This window comes from Chitinophagaceae bacterium, assembly GCA_016710165.1.
Classification (GTDB): Bacteria; Bacteroidota; Bacteroidia; order Chitinophagales; family Chitinophagaceae; genus Ferruginibacter.
In genome coordinates, this window is the sequence record JADJLJ010000001.1 from 1,819,451 (window position 1) to 1,835,152 (window position 15,702).

Below are 15,702 nucleotides of genomic sequence, written 5' to 3' on the forward strand. Positions count from 1 at the left end.
TTTTATTTTTATACAGTGAATTTTTTAATTACCCCGATCAGCCCGGCTTTAGGTACCACACCGCTTTGCCTCCAGAGTGGTTTGCCATTCTTGAACAATATCAGCGTAGGCACACCCTGTACCTGGTATTCGTGGGCCGCCTGCGGACTTTTATCCACATCTACCTTTATGATGGTAGCGGCATCGCCCAGTTCTGCTTTTACATCTTTTAAAATGGGAGCCATCATTTTGCAGGGGCCACACCATTCGGCAAAGAAATCTACCAGCACCGGCTTGTCAGAATTTATGATCTCGTTAAATGTCATTTTCGCTGTTTTTTTCTTTTGCGGAACTCCCTTTGTATTCCTTTTTAAACATCCCGAACAGCAAAGCCCCCATCACCGCCCCATACAGCGTGCTGTTCAACGGCTTTGATGTAATGGCACAGGTTCCGGATACACAACCTACCTGCTGCCAGTAAATATACCCGGCTACCGCACCCACGGCTGCGCCAATAAAATAGAGCAGGTTGTTTTTAAACCACTTCTTCATACTGAATTTCTTTTGATACTGATTTATCCTTTACGGGTGGCGCCGCACAATTACCGGCTGCACAACATCGCATGTTAAAAACAGCCATCCCGGTAAATAGTATACCGGCTATTCCAAACAGAACGTCTTTTGCCATCATCCCCTGCACCACTATGGCTATTCCCATAACCAGCCTCAACACCCTTATAAAATTCCAGTTACGGAAGATTGCCTGTTTCATAATAATGTATTTTCCTGTTTTCCCGACAAAGTTAAACCACGCAACCCCTCCCCTACGTAACAAAGGTTACATAAAAAGCAGCCGGTTGGCTGCTTCAAAAAATTAACATCTTACTGTGCTTTCAGCTGGTTTACATACCGGTTATTTCTTTAAAAATGCCGAATACATCCATACCAGTTTTTCCTGTGCCCGGATATAGTCGCTCATTAAAGCATTGGTTCCTTCATCGTTGGCACCTGCGGCCAGTTCCAGTATCTCCCGCTGGATGATGATGATGGTTTTAAATGCCTCCAGGATCTGCTCCACGGACCTTATCCCATCGGTAACCCGGGGGCTTTCCTTGATACCCGAGACCCGGGCATAAGCCGAATAGTTATGTTCCGGGGTAAAGCCCAGGGTAAGGATCCGCTCGGCCACTTCATCTATCTTAAGCAGCAGGTCGTTGTACAGTTCTTCAAACTTCCCGTGCAGTTCAAAGAATTTATCCCCCTTGATATTCCAGTGATAGCCCCTGGTATTCTGGTAAAAGATGGAGTAGTTTGCCAGCAGTACATTCAGTTTTTCTGCCAGCTGTTGGCTCTTTTTCTTATCGAGTCCGATCGCGTTCATGGTTGTCATTTTATATTTAAAATTAATTTTTCTTTCCGGTATTTTCCGTAACATTAGTTACATAAATGCCCTAATTCCCGGTTTACTGCAAATGATAAGCGGTACCATATTTCACTTCTGTCATGATAAAAGAACTCTGTACCGTACCGATATTGGCCAGTTTTGCCAGTTTGTTGAGGATAAAGTCGTGGTAAGCTCCCATATCATCCACTACGATCTTCAGCAGGTAGTCATAAGAACCCGTCATGTGATGACATTCCATTACTTCAGCCAGTTTCACTACTGACTTTTCAAAATCCTTCAGCATCAGGTGGGCATGTTCCTTCAACTGCACATTGGCAAAGGCCACCAACCGCTTCTCAATTAATTCCCGGTTCAAAATAGCCACGTACCCGCTGATATATCCTTCCTTTTCCAACCTCCGGATCCGTTCATAAACGGCGGTAACCGATTTACCCAGTTTGTCAGCGATCTCTTTTGTTGTAAGCCGTGCATCATGCTGCAACAGCATTAAAATGCGCTTATCGGCCAGGTCATACTTTGCCATCTGGATTTTTTATCTAAAAATAAAACATTTCCCAGACTTTTTATCTAAGCGGCCGGTTGTTTGTCCCGGTTAATAGTTTTGTTTTCGGTCATAACCTCCGTCATTTTTTTTCCGGGGGATTCATGTAACCTTTGGTAAAAAATATACCATGAGCAAAAAGATCTTTGCAACCGAAACCCTCATGATGGGGTATGGTTATAAACCTGCATTAAGCGAAGGCGCCGTAAAGTGCCCGGTCTTTCAAACATCCACCTTTGTATTTAATACGGCCGAAGAAGGAAAAGCATTCTTTGAAATGGCCCATGGGAAACCGGGACACGAGGGAGAACAGATGGGTTTGATCTACAGCCGCATCAATAATCCGGATATGGAAATACTGGAAGAAAGGCTGAAATTATGGGATGGCGGGGAGGCTGCCGCTGCTTTTTCCAGCGGCATGAGTGCCATTGCCACTTCACTGGTCAGTTTTTTACAACCCGGCGACATTTTGTTATTCAGCAATCCCATTTACGGGGGTACACACAAATTCATTCATTTTATGCTGCATAACTGGGGGGTCACTTCCATTGGATTTAATGCAGGGGACAGCAAGGAAGATATCATTAAGTTGCTGGAATCAAAACAGGCAGGCGGCAGACTCAGGATGATCTATGCTGAAACACCGGCCAACCCTACCAACGATCTGATCGATATTGAAATGTGCAGTGAAATAGCCGCCCGGTATTCCACCCCCGGGAAAAAAGTATTGGTGGCCATTGATAATACGTACATGGGGCCATTGTGGCAACATCCATTAAAACACGGCGCCGACATAGTATTATACTCGGCTACCAAATATATTGGTGGTCACAGCGATCTTATTGCCGGTGCAGCGGTCGGCAGTACAGAAATCATAAAAACAATAAAAAAGAACCGCACGGTATTTGGCACCATCATTGACCCGCACACCAGCTGGCTGCTGATGCGAAGCCTTGAAACCCTGAAAATAAGGATGGAAACTGCGGCGGCCAATGCTGCCAAAGTAGCTCAGTATCTTTTATCCCATCCCAAAGTTGAAAAGGTCTATTACCTGGGATTCACGGAAACGAATAATCCCGGGCAGGCCGGCATCCTGAAGAACCAATACCTGAGTTACGGCGCTATGCTGAGTTTTGATGTGAAGGGGGGTGAAAAGGAAGCATTCACTTTTTTAAACAACCTTACGCATATCAAACTGGCCGTAAGCCTGGGTGGGACCGAAAGCCTGGCTGAACATCCTTTCAGTATGACACATGCCGATGAACCCGCAGAAGAAAAAAACAGGCTCGGACTTACTGATAAAATGGTCAGGCTCAGTGTGGGAATCGAAAACCCGGAAGATATTATCTGGGACATCGAACAGGCTTTGGCAGCTGTTCAGGAAAAAAACCAGGGTATGTCAGAAACGCGATCGTTTCGGGAACAGGACATAAATGCATGAACCAATACCTCCGCAACACGGGTTATAGCGGAATAAAACCCGCCCAGGAAATTGGTCAATCTTAAATTTTAAAGGGCCCGGCTACGGAAAAATAAAATGCCGGATGGTCTCCGGCATTTTATCTACGGGCTTATATCACATCAAAAAGAATAATTCATTCCGATCATGACCATGTCGGTGGTCATTTTATACGATACGTTGCTGCCGGGAACGGCTCCGTATATATTGGTAGGACTTTTCATCATCGGGCTTAATAAAGGGCCGCTGACAGAACCACTGCTGGTTCCGTGGTGATACACTGCATTCAGGTTAAAGCGGCTATTGAATTCATAGCCAAAACCTACCTGGAATGCATTTTTAATAACCGCTGTTGCCGGAATGGAGAAAAATGCCAACTCACTGCTGATCGGGTTAGAGCTGTATGTATACCCAACTCTTACCGGCAATTTATTGATGCCTTTGAACTGGATCCCGGCAGATATTATGGAAACGTCTTTCCAGCCAAAACCGGCTACGGAAGCAGTGTTTGTCCATCCTTTATCCTTGAACCCTGCTGTATTTTTGTAGTTCACAAACCGGTAATCAACCGCCACATCAATTTTATTCTTTGAATAGCCGATGCCTGCGGAGAGAATACCGGGGTAATTCATTTTAAATTTCACATTGGGAGCTTTACTGCCATCCAGGTAGGTGTTTTCAAAATCAAAGCTGCTGAAATTTTGCGGCGTTTTATAAGAGGCCCCCAGTTTTATTCCTTTACCGGAATTGTAGAACACACCAAACTGTCCACCCATTCCAACGGCTTTTCCTTTATCACTTACCGGGTATCCCAATGCCGGGTTGGGTGATGAAAGAGGGTTTGGCGCCAGTTTTAATGTTGCATAATTAAAAGTAGGAGCCAGTCCAATTGAAAATTGCTCAGAAATCTTATATGCGTATGTCACTCCAACCTGCAGAAGCTGGTAATCTGATTGTATTCGCCCAAATCCGCCCTGGCTTTGCGGCATGTTAACAGGATTTGAATTGCTTTCCGGGAAAGTAACTCCAAATCCACTGATGCCAAATGCAGACAGGCCAAAGGTATGTTTACTGTTCTTTTTGCCCCATACCATTGCCAGTGCCGGCATTACTGAAACGCCCCGGTCATCTTTGGTCATACCACTCATGGGTCCGCCGGGTGTGGGTACCGTTGAATATAAGACCGGTGAAGAAAAGAATAACCCTGCATTCACTGATAATATCCTTGAATCAAAGGCCGAAATGGCTGCTGGGTTCCATTGCAAAGCTCCATTTATATCAACAGGCTGGGCGGTTGCAGCGCCCCCCATGGACATGTTGACAGCACCGATTCCCTGCATAATATGACCCGCCTGTGCAAATAAAATAAAAGGCAGAAACCCCAATCCCAATGTTGCTAATAACTTTTTCATAATCGTAGTTTTTAACTGCATTGACTGCAGTATTGAAATAATTTTTTTGTTGCTATTCCAGCCTGCAAATTGCTTTACCAGGCTGGATAGAAAGATCCTGATCTATACAAAAAGCATATGCACTCCCTCGCCCTGGCTCTGCTTGTAAAAATCCCCCACGGTTATCACATCCTCCACACCTTCATACAGATCTTCTTTCTTGTAATGGAACATATCCATGGCCAGTTTGCATGCCCACAGTTTAACCCCCGAAGCGGTCAGGATATCTAAAAATTCATGCACATCCGGCATATCAATTTTTTCCATTTCTTTTTTCATCATCGTACTTGCCAGCGCTTCCATACCGGGTAAACCACCCAGCATGGTTGGCATGTGCATGGCAGGGTTACCTACGGTTGCCACGTGCAGGTGCTCCAGTTTTCTTTTATGAATTGCTTCCAGTCCGAAAAAAGTAAAGAATATTTCTGATGCGATCCCTTCCATACGGGCCCCGTTGGCCAATACAAAAGCAGCATACACATTCTCCAATGTTCCCTTTGATAGAATGATCATCATTTTTTTAATGGCTCCGTTATTCTCGTTCATAACTGACATATTTTAAGTGGTTAAATACAACTGGCCGGTTTGGGTATGCCGGCAATTTTTGTTGCGGTTTTTAATGGGGCTGTTGGAAATAACTGGTAGAACTCTTTAATGTCCAATACGCCGCTTTTACCAATACGCCGGATACTGAGTGCCACCTGGTTGCTGTGTTCCTTTTGCAGGTACTTTAAGATCTCCCAATGCCTCGGGGTTAAAGCCACTCCTGCTTCTGCTGCAATTACTTCACCTATGCATTCGTCCCATTGACCAAAATCGGTCAGGTAACCTTCTTCGTTTATGGTAATTTGCTTACCTGCTATTGTTTTTTCCATGATCTTTTTATTTTAATGATTTACTAATTTATGCGTACTGTTTCCCGCTTTCAGACATGGTTGCTGAAACAAATGGAATATGTGTTCCTTTCAATAAAACATTCCAGTATATCCACCGGAAGGCCAGTTTACCCATGTGATTCATCCTGCTTTCTTTTAACAACCGCAAAGGCCCGATGCCTGCAAACGGGAAGGTCCCTTCAACCGGCTCATGGGTATAATTAAAATCTATCAGCAGCGCCTTACCATTGCCTGTTTCCACAAAGCAGTTCGCATGCCCGTCAAACTCCTCTTTCAGGGGTTCCCCTTTTACATAAAGCAGAATATTATCGGTGAGTATCTCTGCTTCAAAGTGTGCAACAGAACCGGCTTTGGAAGCGGGTATATCGCTGGCATCACCTAATACAAAAATATTTGCATACGCTTTTGACTGCAGGGTTGCTTTATGCGTAGGTACATAATTCAGGTCATCGCCCATACCGGATCTTTCCATTAATGCATCGCCTTTGTTGGTTGGTACCGTTACCAGCAGATCAAACGGAACGGTTTTACCCCCGTAATCCACAATCTCTTTCTTCTCATTATCAACCCGCTCAATGGCAAAATCGGGTTCAATGTTGATGCCCTTTTCGTGTAACAGATGTTCAAGCGTTTCCGTGGCTTTTGGTTTCGTGAAGGCACCGCTTAAGGGGGTAACATACGTGATCTCCACTTTATCACGCATGTGTTTATGTTTGAAGAATGAATCGGCTAAAAAAGCAAATTCCAGGGGCGCCACGGGGCATTTGATGGGCATCTCTGTAATATGTACCACCAGTTTACCGCCTTCCCATTCTCTTAATTTATTCCGCAAAGCCAAAGCGCCTTCGAAGCTGTAAAAATCAAAAACGGATTTTTGCCACTCGGGCCCTTGCATGCCTTCGGTCTCCTCCGGGGCTATTTTGGCACCGGTGGCTATTATTAAGATGTCATAGCCCAATGCATCGCCGCCATCGAGCTGTATCTTATTTTCCGCCGGCAGGATGCGGCTGATCTGCCGTTTGATCAGTTTTACATCTTTTGGTATGAACTCGTCAATGGATTTAATGATATCTTCCGGCGTATAAATATCAAAGGGTAAAAAGAGATAACCGGGTTGATAGTGATGTTCCTCTTTTTCATCAATAATGCTTATCTCCCAATCGGGTTTTTTCAGGTGATGATGCAGGTGATTGGCCATCATGGTACCCGCTGTACCAGCTCCCAGGATCACAATATGTTTCATAATTGTTGGTTTTAGATTGTTGCTAACGGCCCGGTAATTTTTAGTGCCGGCCTGAAAATGATAGTTGACCGGACAGAATTAGAGACCAGGCAGGCTGCTTCTGCTTTTTCCAGGATACGCAGCGCCTTTTCCTTGTCCGAACCTGGGAGTATGGTCAACACCGGGGATAAAACAATTTCGCTGATCATGTATTTTCCATCCACTTTTTCCAGTTTACCATCGGCGTTGCTTTCAAAATCCATGAAATCGAATTTGAAATTTTCTGCGATCGCCAGGAAGGTTGTCATCAGGCAACTGTTCACTGCAGCCACCAGTAAATGCTCCGGTGACCAGATGCCCTCCATTCCTTTCGGAAATTCAGGCGGAGTAGCCACTTCTATGTTTGAATGTAAGACGGGAGAACTCATTAATCCTTTCCGGTCAGATTCCCAGTTCAGTTTTACTTCGTAGTGATGTGTGATGTCCATAAAATTCAGTTTTGGTTTAAAATCGAATTACAGGGCTAAATTCAAAAAAAACCGGCGCTGAATGTGTAACTTATATCACACAATACCCAACAATGCCGAGCTTCATGAACGAAGATGACGTTGGTCATGAAAGCAGTTAACCAGGGTCAGGAAACGGGAGAAAAGAAGGAGAAGGACGGGAGAAAACTACAAATTTTAAAGCAGGTGTGAAGAACTGAAATAACCCATTTTGCCGGAAATAGAAAGGCTGTTACAGGTTTTATGTAACCCGCAACAGCCGGCACCAATGATTCAACTGGATGCATTAACCCTTTTTAGCCGGGCAGGTATTCAACCCTACCAGGGAATACAGCGGGCAAAAGCTGATTAAACTGGTCAGTACAAATACAGCACCCAGCACCAGCAGCACAATACCCAATGTACCGGTAACGGTATTGGTAAAGTACAGTACTGCAAAAACGGCTGCCAGCAGTAACCGTATTATGCGGTCGGCATTTCCCATGTTCTTTTTCATAATAATTGTTTTATTTTTTAAATGATTGAATAGCCCAAACAATTGCTGTAATCATAGCTATGCAAAACAAACATACCAACAATAACCTGACGATTTTTTGCTTCATTGAAAAACGCTATACAGCAAACAAAGAGGAAAAAGACCGTACCCACCCGTTCAGTTTTTCAACCGGCATCAATAATATCACGGTGTTTTCCTCGGTTATTGCAAAAACCTTACTCGGGCTGTTCTTTAACCCTGCATTGAATGACATGATACAGCTCTCACCACGCTCAATATAATACAATAATAATTCCCTGTCCGCATGCCGGGTAAATACTTTTACCATTCCTTCCAGTACCAGTGGCACAAATTTTACAAACGCACCATCCCGGATGATCTCAGTCTGAGCCGGGAATTCCTTTACAATTCCAAATCGTTCCAATTCATCAATAAAACCGGCGGGCAAAACAGGCAGGTACTGCTGTAATCTTTTCATGCACTCCTTGTATTAAATGCAAGCTATTTAAAAAGCCCGACATCCATGTGGTGGAACCCTGCCGGGAATCAAATTACTTGAGCAGCCCAGCCGGCTTATCCTTTCTTAATAAACACCTTAATGATCTTCCCGTTTGCTTTACTTTCCCTTCCGGTGTTATCCCAAAATATGTTTTTACTGCTGCTGTTAATTCCGCCTACGATGTACCCGATAAGTGTTTCATTTTTTCCCAGGGAATGCATATCTGCAATTCCTTCCTTAACCATTTTAATATCGGGCCTAAAAATGAACTCGGCAGCTGCGCCGGTATATCCCGGCATCTGAACCGGCAAATAAATTTCCTTTTGCTTTCCGTCCTTCCGAATGATAACACCGATGGTCCTGGTAAAAGGCACATCTTTATTATCAATTATTCTGCCATTAGCATCCGGGTAATACCGGGCTATGCCGCCAAAAAATACGGAGTACATGGCTGCTGAAGCCTTGTCATATATGGGCAATACGGCACTGTGATAATGATTGAATTTCTGATCAAACCCTTTACTTACTTTATGGCTTCCCTCAACAATATCTACAAAACTGGTGAACGGTATATCCTCTTCATACTGAAATACGCCTGAAAACATGGTAAAACCCAATTCGTCATTTTTAAATACCTGTGGCACCAGATTATAATCCCTCCGATGAAGATTGATGGTATCCTTTATTGCTGAATAGTTCTTTATGACCGGTGTGTCATTCTCATATTCGATCATAAATTTCCTGATCTCATTTGTGTACTCCTGCACAAAACCAGGGCCATGATCCGGGCCATGCGGGTTATACCTGCCCTCAAACCTTTGTCCCCCGGCCAGCAGGAACGTATCATTTATTTTTGCAAGCCTGCCCCCCGTTACGGCCATTCTTTCATCCCTGATCTGTATAAATAAAGAACCTGCCGGATCCCTGTTCATAATAGCCGTTATCAGCTCATCTACTTTTATTACCACCAGGTACGGAAATGTAATGTGGTCATTGGCAGTTTTGCTATACCCATATCCACCGGTTAACACAAGCCTGTTACCCGTTTGCCAGAACTCCATATTGGTACTTTGCAGTTGCTCTGCAAGGGGGGCAGGTAAATCTTCCAAAGACCGTTTCCACAGTTTTTTATTCAGGGGATCCACCACATAGAGATAGGTGTTTTGCCCTTCTTCATTAAAACTGGCAAAGGGTTGCCTGCGGTGAAGGCCGTCTTTTCTGCCCCCAACCAATAACCATTTCCCCTGCCAGGTTGCATATGCATACGATTGCAATGCAGGCAAATCATTAATTTCCATTGATTCCAGTCGAATAGTAAATGGAAATTGCTTTGCCTGGCTTTGAGCCCCTGCAATCAGTATGATAAAAAGGGAGGCTATGGTAACTACTATATTCTTTTTCATATGCAAATGTTTTTACTGAGCTGACCGGCTGGTTCCCTAGTCAACATGAATCTGTATCCCCTGATCTAATGAATCAATTTTCAGAATCCGGTTTCCATCGGACTATTGATAATGGCATCAAACTCAGCCTGGGTAATATACTGGGGGATGTATGTACCTCCAACATTCAGGATATTACCATAGAATGACCGCATGTGATTACGGCTTCCCTTGGCAAGCATATTATACACCAAACGGATATCCTGGTTGTCAACACTGATCAATGCTTTTGTCAGATCATAAATATCAAGGTCTTCAATGGTAGCACCCACTTTATACGCATTCAACAGGCTGGCAGTGCCTTGTGCCACAAGCTGATGATAAAGATTCTGCAAGGATGCATTGCTGAAAACACCAACGGGATTGGATCCAACCGGGTCTGCTAAGCCATACTTATTCAGCAGCATCAATACTGCATCCATATGTGTTTGCTCGCTGTTGGAAATATTTGAGAAAATAGTTGAACCCCACTTGCTATACAACGTGATATAAACATCCCTCGCAAGTTTTTCTTCTTCCCGCATAAACGGGAGACTTGTTAATTCAGCCGGGCTTAATGGTTCATTCGGCAAACTGTTAACCTGTGCCTGGAGATTAACCATATTACCATTCCCGTTGTTGCCTGTATTATTGGAAGGGTCATCGTCCTTGCTGCAGGAGAAGACTGAAAATATGAGTACGGCCCCTATTAAATAAGAAGCGATTGCTTTTAATCTATTTTTCATGATCAGGTGTTTTAATTATGATTAATTTTTTACGTTATGAAGTTAGCCCGGTAAACAGCTGAAATCAGTAACAAGTGTTACATAGGCTACAACCGGTACAGAATATTTGCCATTGCCCCGGTTATATGCATCCATTTTACTGTGTTTTTCCAGTGATTACTATGACCAGGCGCTCCTGAAAAAAGTACAAGTATTGGCGCAGGTTTCTGAAAAGCAACCAGGATACTTTGCCGGAACCTATCTGATAAGCAATAACTGGCTATCCCGTATTCCTTTTACCAGGTGTTTTACACCTGCTTCGATATTCACATAAATACCGGGCAATAAGATCACTTTTGCCCCCTTTTCATTTTCAAAAACCACTTCTCCGGTCACACAAATCAAAAGGGCTGCTGTTTTGGTCTGGTGCTCCTTCAGGACCTGGCCGTTTAGGATCTGAATAGCTGTCACAGATCCTTCTTCTGCTTTAAAAAGAGGAATAGCGGAAACAGGTTTTAGTCGTGCATGCAGATCGCTTATGTTCATCATGGTCGTTTTTTATCTTTTTCCATTTCCACCACCCAAAGCCCTCTCACTTCAAAAGGGTACAGTTTTTTTATTTTTTCATACGTGGCGGACGTGATATCTGTGTCTTTATTCCCATGGCATTGCAGGCACATTGCATTTGTCAAGATCGGGTAGTATCCAACCATTTTCCCGTTCATGGCTGTCATCTTTGCTACAAGGCTGTCGCCTTTGTTCATCTTATCTTTAAGTACCCGGATATATGTCCGTTCATTTTCATTGGCCTGGTTGCGGGGATTCCTTGGTTTGTCAGTTACTCTTCTGATACCGGCATTCAGTGAATGAGCCATGCTGTCAGTCAGGTGTATGGCCGTTGTGTTACAGAATTCAATGGCATATTCAGTCCCGGCTTTCTGAATGGCATTAACCAGGTTTTTTGCCAAAACAGATTGTGCCTGGGTTGCGGCATTTTTGCCTATCGCCCTGTAATCGTTTTCTGTTTTTCCGGTTTCGGCATCAACAGGATGATCGGCACCCGAACCATTGCAGGCATGAATGAATGCTATCGATAAAAATAACACCCCAGCTATGACAAATGATTTTTGTTTCATGGAGATTTGTTTCCGCACAAATAAAGGTATTTTTATATACCCTGGTAAGTAACTTTTGTTGCACAGCAAGATGATCCTGGTCAGTGAATTTCCAGTCAACCAATATTGTAAAGCCGGTCTTTATATAAATGGGATAAAAAAAAGCCGGGGTATAAACCACCAGCTGTGTATCAATATCAACAAACTGCTTTTCTTACGTTATTTACTCTTCACTTCTTCTGAAACCAGCAATTTCTCCTCTATTATTTTTTTGAAAACATGTTTTGGAAAGGCACCCGGCTGCATCATGGGTTCTCCGTTGGCATCTATAAAAAGTATAGTAGGTATGCTTTGAATTCCAAATACAGCGGATAATTCCTGCTCAATATCTGTATTCACTTTATAGATCACCACCCTGCCTTCATATTCCTTGGAAAGCTCTTCCAGCACCGGGGCCACCATTTTACAGGGGCCGCACCAGTCGGCATAAAAATCAATGATGGCTGGTAATGCTCCCTGGTATTCCCAGTCCTGCTTTGTATCGTAGTTAAACACTTTATCTTTAAAATCCTGCGTGGTCATTTGCATCGTTGCCATAATTGTCATTTATTTCTGTAAAGGTAATATAACCGTAATACCTGCCAGGTAACTTATGTTACTTTTATACAGGTATTAACTGCGGCAGATGGTACGATATACAGCATTTTTTGAAAAGCTGGTTCCTGCATCCGGGTACAAATTAAAGACCGAAGTAAAAAGAGGCAACCTTTCGGCTGCCTCTTTCTCTTTCTATGTTCCTTAACCCTTCAAAAAGTATACTGCAACTACATTCATACTTTCATCACTTTACTCTGGCACACATAATCCGTACGGGGAATAGCTGTATTACTGATCGCCTTGAAGCCTCCTTCAATTTCAGTAAAGTTATGATAGCCCCGTGCCTGCAAAACAGAGGCTGCGATCATGCTCCGGTATCCCCCGGCACAGTGTACAAAAAAGTGTTCGTTGGGATCAATATCATTTATCCACTCATTGATATACGCCAGTGGTTTGTTGTAGGCGTCTTCCACGTGCTCTGCGGCATATTCCGACTCTTTTCTTATATCAATCACTTTATCCTGGCCTTGTCTGAAACTTTTTTCAAACTGTTCTGCTGATATCCTGTCTACCACATCCACCTGTTTGCCTGAGTCGAGCCAGGATCTGAAACCACCCTTCAGGTGACCTACCAGGTTATCAAAACCCACCCGGCTCATCCGGGTCACGGCCTCTTCTTCGTTCCCCTCTTCCGTTACCAGCAGGATCGGCTGGTTCACATCAGCGATCAGCGCCCCCACCCAGGGAGCAAAATCGCCATTAAGCCCAATATTGATCGACTGGGGGATAAAGCCTTTATAAAAAATCCCGTTGTCCCTTGTGTCTATGATCAGCGCTCCTGTTGACTCTGCAGCCATTTCAAAAGCATCGGGGGTCAATGCCCTCAGCCCGTTGTTTAAAACATTCTCAAAACTTTCGTATCCTTTTTTATTCATGGCCACATTCATCCCGAAATATGCCGGGGGCGGCAGCAGGCCATCCGTCACTGCTTTGATGAATGATTCCTTATTGGGCTGGTTGAGGGCGTAATTCATTTTTTTCTGGTTGCCCAATGTGTCCACCGTTTCTTTCATCATGTTTTTACCACAGGCGCTTCCGGCTCCGTGTGCCGGGTAAACGATCACATCATCCGCAAGAGGCATGATCTTGTTGTTGAGGCTCTCATATAATAATCCGGCCAGTTCCTCCTGTGTCATGTGTGCGGCTTTTTGTGCCAGGTCGGGACGGCCCACATCGCCTAAAAACAATGTATCGCCACTGAATATGCAATGATCTTTCCCGTTCTCGTCCTTCAGCAAATACGTGGTGCTTTCCATCGTATGGCCCGGCGTGTGCAGTGCCTTGATGGTTATGTCGCCGATCCGGAACTCCTCATTGTCTTTTGCCAATACCGCATCAAATTCGGGATTGGCATTGGGACCATACACGATGCGTGCTCCTGTTTTTTTACTTAGGTCAACATGACCACTTACGAAGTCGGCATGAAAATGGGTCTCAAAAATGTATTTCAGTTTTACACCGTCCTTTTGCAACCTGTCGATATAAGGTTTTGTTTCACGAAGCGGATCAATGATGGCCGCTTCTCCATTGGATACGATGTAATAGGCACCTTGTGCCAGGCATCCGGTATAGATTTGTTCTATGTGCATAGTTTTTGTTTTTATAGGGCAAAGTTGGGCATTTTTTTCCGGACCGTTTGGTAACATTTGTTGCATTTAAAAAGCCCCGGAACGGGTCCGGGGCCAGTCACTAAACGTTCCTCTTTCTATCACTTTTATAACAAAGTTGTAGGACATACATACGCTGTTTTCGGGACATTTGTTTTTGCCATTTCACTGAAGCCCCCGCTCACATCTGCAAAATTATCCCAACCCCTTTGCTTCAATATGGATGCTGCTATCATGCTCCGGTAGCCTCCTGCGCAATGCAATACAAAGGACCTGTCTTTTGGAAATTCGGCCAGGTGGCTGTTCAGCTGGTTCAGGGGTATATTCACCGCATCGATCACGTGCTCTGCATCGTACTCGCTTTTCTTACGGATATCAATTACCAGCGGCTTCTCCGTTTCATACAATGTTGCAAATTCTTCAGCGGTCATACGTTTAACAGACTCTGTTTCTTTGCCGGCTTTTTTCCAGGTTTCAAACCCGCCGTCCAGGTAACCCATTGTATTATCATAACCTACCCGCGACAAGCGGATAATGGACTCTTCTTCCCTTCCGGGATCGGTTACCAGTAATATTTCCTGTTTCACATCGGGTATCATTTCACCCACCCATTGTGCAAAATTCCCGTCGATACCGATGTTGATGCTGTTGGGAATAAAGCCTTTTGCAAAATCCGAAGCAGCCCTGGTATCCAGTATCAATGCCCTGGTCTCGTTGGCAACTATTTCAAATTCGGAAACGGCCATTGGCCTTTTTCCCCGTTGCATGATCGTATCCAGGCTTTCGTACCCCTTGATATTCATCAGCACATTCTGAGGGAAATAAACCGGTGGGGTGGTAAGACCGGTAAGCAGTTGCCGGATGAATTCCTCTTTCGTTAAAGAAGGATCCAGTGCATAGTTCACTTTTTTCTGGTGACCCAGTGTATCCGTGGTTTCCTTACTCATCATTTTACCACAGGCGCTTCCGGCACCATGATTCGGGTAAACGATGAGGTCATCGCTCAGGGGCATGATCTTATTCCGGAGTGAATCATACAGGTGACCGGCCAGTTTTTCCTGGGTAAGGTCGGCGATCACGTGCTGGGCGAGGTCGGGCCTGCCTACATCGCCGATGAACAAGGTATCACCGGTAATGATCCCGTGTTCCTTTCCCTGCTCATCGATCAGCAGGTAGGTAGTGCTTTCCATGGTATGACCGGGAGTATGTATCACTTTAACCGAAGCGTTCCCTATTTTAAAAACCTGCCCGTCTTCAGCAACAATGGCCTCATAAGCCGGTTTGGCGGTGGGGCCAAAAACGATCTTTGCCCCGGTCTTCTTCACCAGGTCTAAATGACCGCTTACAAAGTCGGCATGAAAATGTGTTTCAAAAACGTATTTGATCTTTGCATTGTCCTTCAGCGCCCGGTCAATATAAGGCTGCACTTCCCTGAGCGGATCAAAAATGGCAGCTTCGCCATTGCTTTCCAGGTAATAGGCTGCGTGTGCAATGCAGCCGGTATAGATCTGTTCTAGTCTCATATTTTTTAAATTTTTTTAGTGAATGATCATTACAATACAACTGATGGTTCGCAATTCCCCCAGGTTCAAGGACACCTTGCCCGGCAGGGCATCATTATGTTAATTTTCCTGGTCATGATTTATTGATATGTTTCACAAAAATTCAAAACAATCGGGTTTTGTAACAGTAACTATTGTTACAATAGAACATGATCTTTGTC

General features: G+C 44.2%; 20 protein-coding genes. 1 reads left to right on the forward strand and 19 read right to left on the reverse strand.

Features of this window, described 5'->3' with window-relative positions; genetic code table 11:
* Window positions 1-8: 8 nt before the first annotated feature.
* From trxA (IPJ02_07865) to IPJ02_07885, 5 genes are all read right to left on the reverse strand, one after another.
* Window positions 9-305, reverse strand: a complete 297-nt coding sequence (gene trxA, locus IPJ02_07865; protein MBK7375463.1) for a thioredoxin — start codon at window positions 303-305, stop codon at window positions 9-11.
* Window positions 295-531, reverse strand: coding sequence for a hypothetical protein (locus tag IPJ02_07870; GenBank protein ID MBK7375464.1), 237 nt, complete (start codon window positions 529-531; stop codon window positions 295-297). Before IPJ02_07870 ends, trxA (IPJ02_07865) begins: the two co-directional genes overlap by 11 nt.
* Window positions 515-751 (reverse strand): hypothetical protein, encoded by a 237-nt coding sequence (locus IPJ02_07875; GenBank protein ID MBK7375465.1) that lies wholly within the window; start codon window positions 749-751, stop codon window positions 515-517. Before IPJ02_07875 ends, IPJ02_07870 begins: the two co-directional genes overlap by 17 nt.
* Before the next feature lie 141 nt (window positions 752-892).
* On the reverse strand, window positions 893-1,369 hold the full coding sequence (locus tag IPJ02_07880; protein ID MBK7375466.1) for a DNA starvation/stationary phase protection protein: 477 nt from the start codon (window positions 1,367-1,369) through the stop codon (window positions 893-895).
* Between the two features lie 73 nt (window positions 1,370-1,442).
* Entirely contained in the window at window positions 1,443-1,907 is a 465-nt protein-coding gene (locus IPJ02_07885) for an Lrp/AsnC family transcriptional regulator (GenBank protein ID MBK7375467.1), read from the reverse strand.
* A gap of 148 nt (window positions 1,908-2,055) precedes the next feature.
* Here IPJ02_07885 and IPJ02_07890 point away from each other — a divergent pair, with 148 nt between their 5' ends.
* Entirely contained in the window at window positions 2,056-3,366 is a 1,311-nt protein-coding gene (locus IPJ02_07890; protein MBK7375468.1) for a cystathionine gamma-synthase family protein, read from the forward strand.
* A gap of 140 nt (window positions 3,367-3,506) precedes the next feature.
* Here IPJ02_07890 and IPJ02_07895 read toward each other — a convergent pair whose 3' ends face one another.
* The 14 genes from IPJ02_07895 to IPJ02_07960 all read right to left on the reverse strand — a co-directional run bounded on the left by IPJ02_07895 (window position 3,507) and on the right by IPJ02_07960 (window position 15,502).
* The gene (locus IPJ02_07895; protein MBK7375469.1) at window positions 3,507-4,796 is read right to left on the reverse strand and encodes an outer membrane protein transport protein; all 1,290 of its coding nucleotides are present in this window, start codon (window positions 4,794-4,796) and stop codon (window positions 3,507-3,509) included.
* Window positions 4,797-4,898: 102 nt separating this feature from the next.
* The gene (locus IPJ02_07900; protein ID MBK7375470.1) at window positions 4,899-5,381 is read right to left on the reverse strand and encodes a DsrE/DsrF/DrsH-like family protein; all 483 of its coding nucleotides are present in this window, start codon (window positions 5,379-5,381) and stop codon (window positions 4,899-4,901) included.
* Between the two features lie 20 nt (window positions 5,382-5,401).
* A complete protein-coding gene (locus IPJ02_07905; GenBank protein ID MBK7375471.1) occupies window positions 5,402-5,710 on the reverse strand; it encodes a TusE/DsrC/DsvC family sulfur relay protein in 309 nt (102 codons plus the stop codon).
* Window positions 5,711-5,738: 28 nt separating this feature from the next.
* Window positions 5,739-6,974: an NAD(P)/FAD-dependent oxidoreductase gene (locus IPJ02_07910; GenBank protein MBK7375472.1), complete on the reverse strand. Its 1,236-nt coding sequence runs from the start codon at window positions 6,972-6,974 to the stop codon at window positions 5,739-5,741.
* Window positions 6,975-6,985: 11 nt separating this feature from the next.
* Window positions 6,986-7,441, reverse strand: a complete 456-nt coding sequence (locus tag IPJ02_07915; protein MBK7375473.1) for an OsmC family protein — start codon at window positions 7,439-7,441, stop codon at window positions 6,986-6,988.
* Window positions 7,442-7,745: 304 nt separating this feature from the next.
* The gene (locus IPJ02_07920; GenBank protein ID MBK7375474.1) at window positions 7,746-7,955 is read right to left on the reverse strand and encodes a DUF2892 domain-containing protein; all 210 of its coding nucleotides are present in this window, start codon (window positions 7,953-7,955) and stop codon (window positions 7,746-7,748) included.
* A 115-nt stretch (window positions 7,956-8,070) separates the two neighbouring features.
* Window positions 8,071-8,433, reverse strand: a complete 363-nt coding sequence (locus tag IPJ02_07925) for a hypothetical protein (protein ID MBK7375475.1) — start codon at window positions 8,431-8,433, stop codon at window positions 8,071-8,073.
* Between the two features lie 95 nt (window positions 8,434-8,528).
* Window positions 8,529-9,857, reverse strand: a complete 1,329-nt coding sequence (locus tag IPJ02_07930; protein MBK7375476.1) for a T9SS C-terminal target domain-containing protein — start codon at window positions 9,855-9,857, stop codon at window positions 8,529-8,531.
* A gap of 80 nt (window positions 9,858-9,937) precedes the next feature.
* Complete coding sequence (locus tag IPJ02_07935) at window positions 9,938-10,498, reverse strand: DUF2202 domain-containing protein (protein MBK7375477.1); 561 nt, start codon at window positions 10,496-10,498, stop codon at window positions 9,938-9,940.
* A gap of 360 nt (window positions 10,499-10,858) precedes the next feature.
* Window positions 10,859-11,146 carry a hypothetical protein gene (locus IPJ02_07940; protein ID MBK7375478.1) on the reverse strand — a complete coding sequence of 96 codons (288 nt, stop codon included), beginning with the start codon at window positions 11,144-11,146 and terminating at the stop codon, window positions 10,859-10,861.
* On the reverse strand, window positions 11,146-11,736 hold the full coding sequence (locus tag IPJ02_07945; protein ID MBK7375479.1) for a DUF3365 domain-containing protein: 591 nt from the start codon (window positions 11,734-11,736) through the stop codon (window positions 11,146-11,148). The genes IPJ02_07940 and IPJ02_07945 overlap by 1 nt, the downstream gene beginning before the upstream one ends.
* A gap of 198 nt (window positions 11,737-11,934) precedes the next feature.
* Window positions 11,935-12,312 (reverse strand): thioredoxin, encoded by a 378-nt coding sequence (trxA, locus tag IPJ02_07950; protein ID MBK7375480.1) that lies wholly within the window; start codon window positions 12,310-12,312, stop codon window positions 11,935-11,937.
* Window positions 12,313-12,545: 233 nt separating this feature from the next.
* A complete protein-coding gene (locus IPJ02_07955) occupies window positions 12,546-13,961 on the reverse strand; it encodes an MBL fold metallo-hydrolase (GenBank protein ID MBK7375481.1) in 1,416 nt (471 codons plus the stop codon).
* Between the two features lie 125 nt (window positions 13,962-14,086).
* Window positions 14,087-15,502: an MBL fold metallo-hydrolase gene (locus IPJ02_07960; protein ID MBK7375482.1), complete on the reverse strand. Its 1,416-nt coding sequence runs from the start codon at window positions 15,500-15,502 to the stop codon at window positions 14,087-14,089.
* Between the last annotated feature and the right edge of the window lie 200 nt (window positions 15,503-15,702).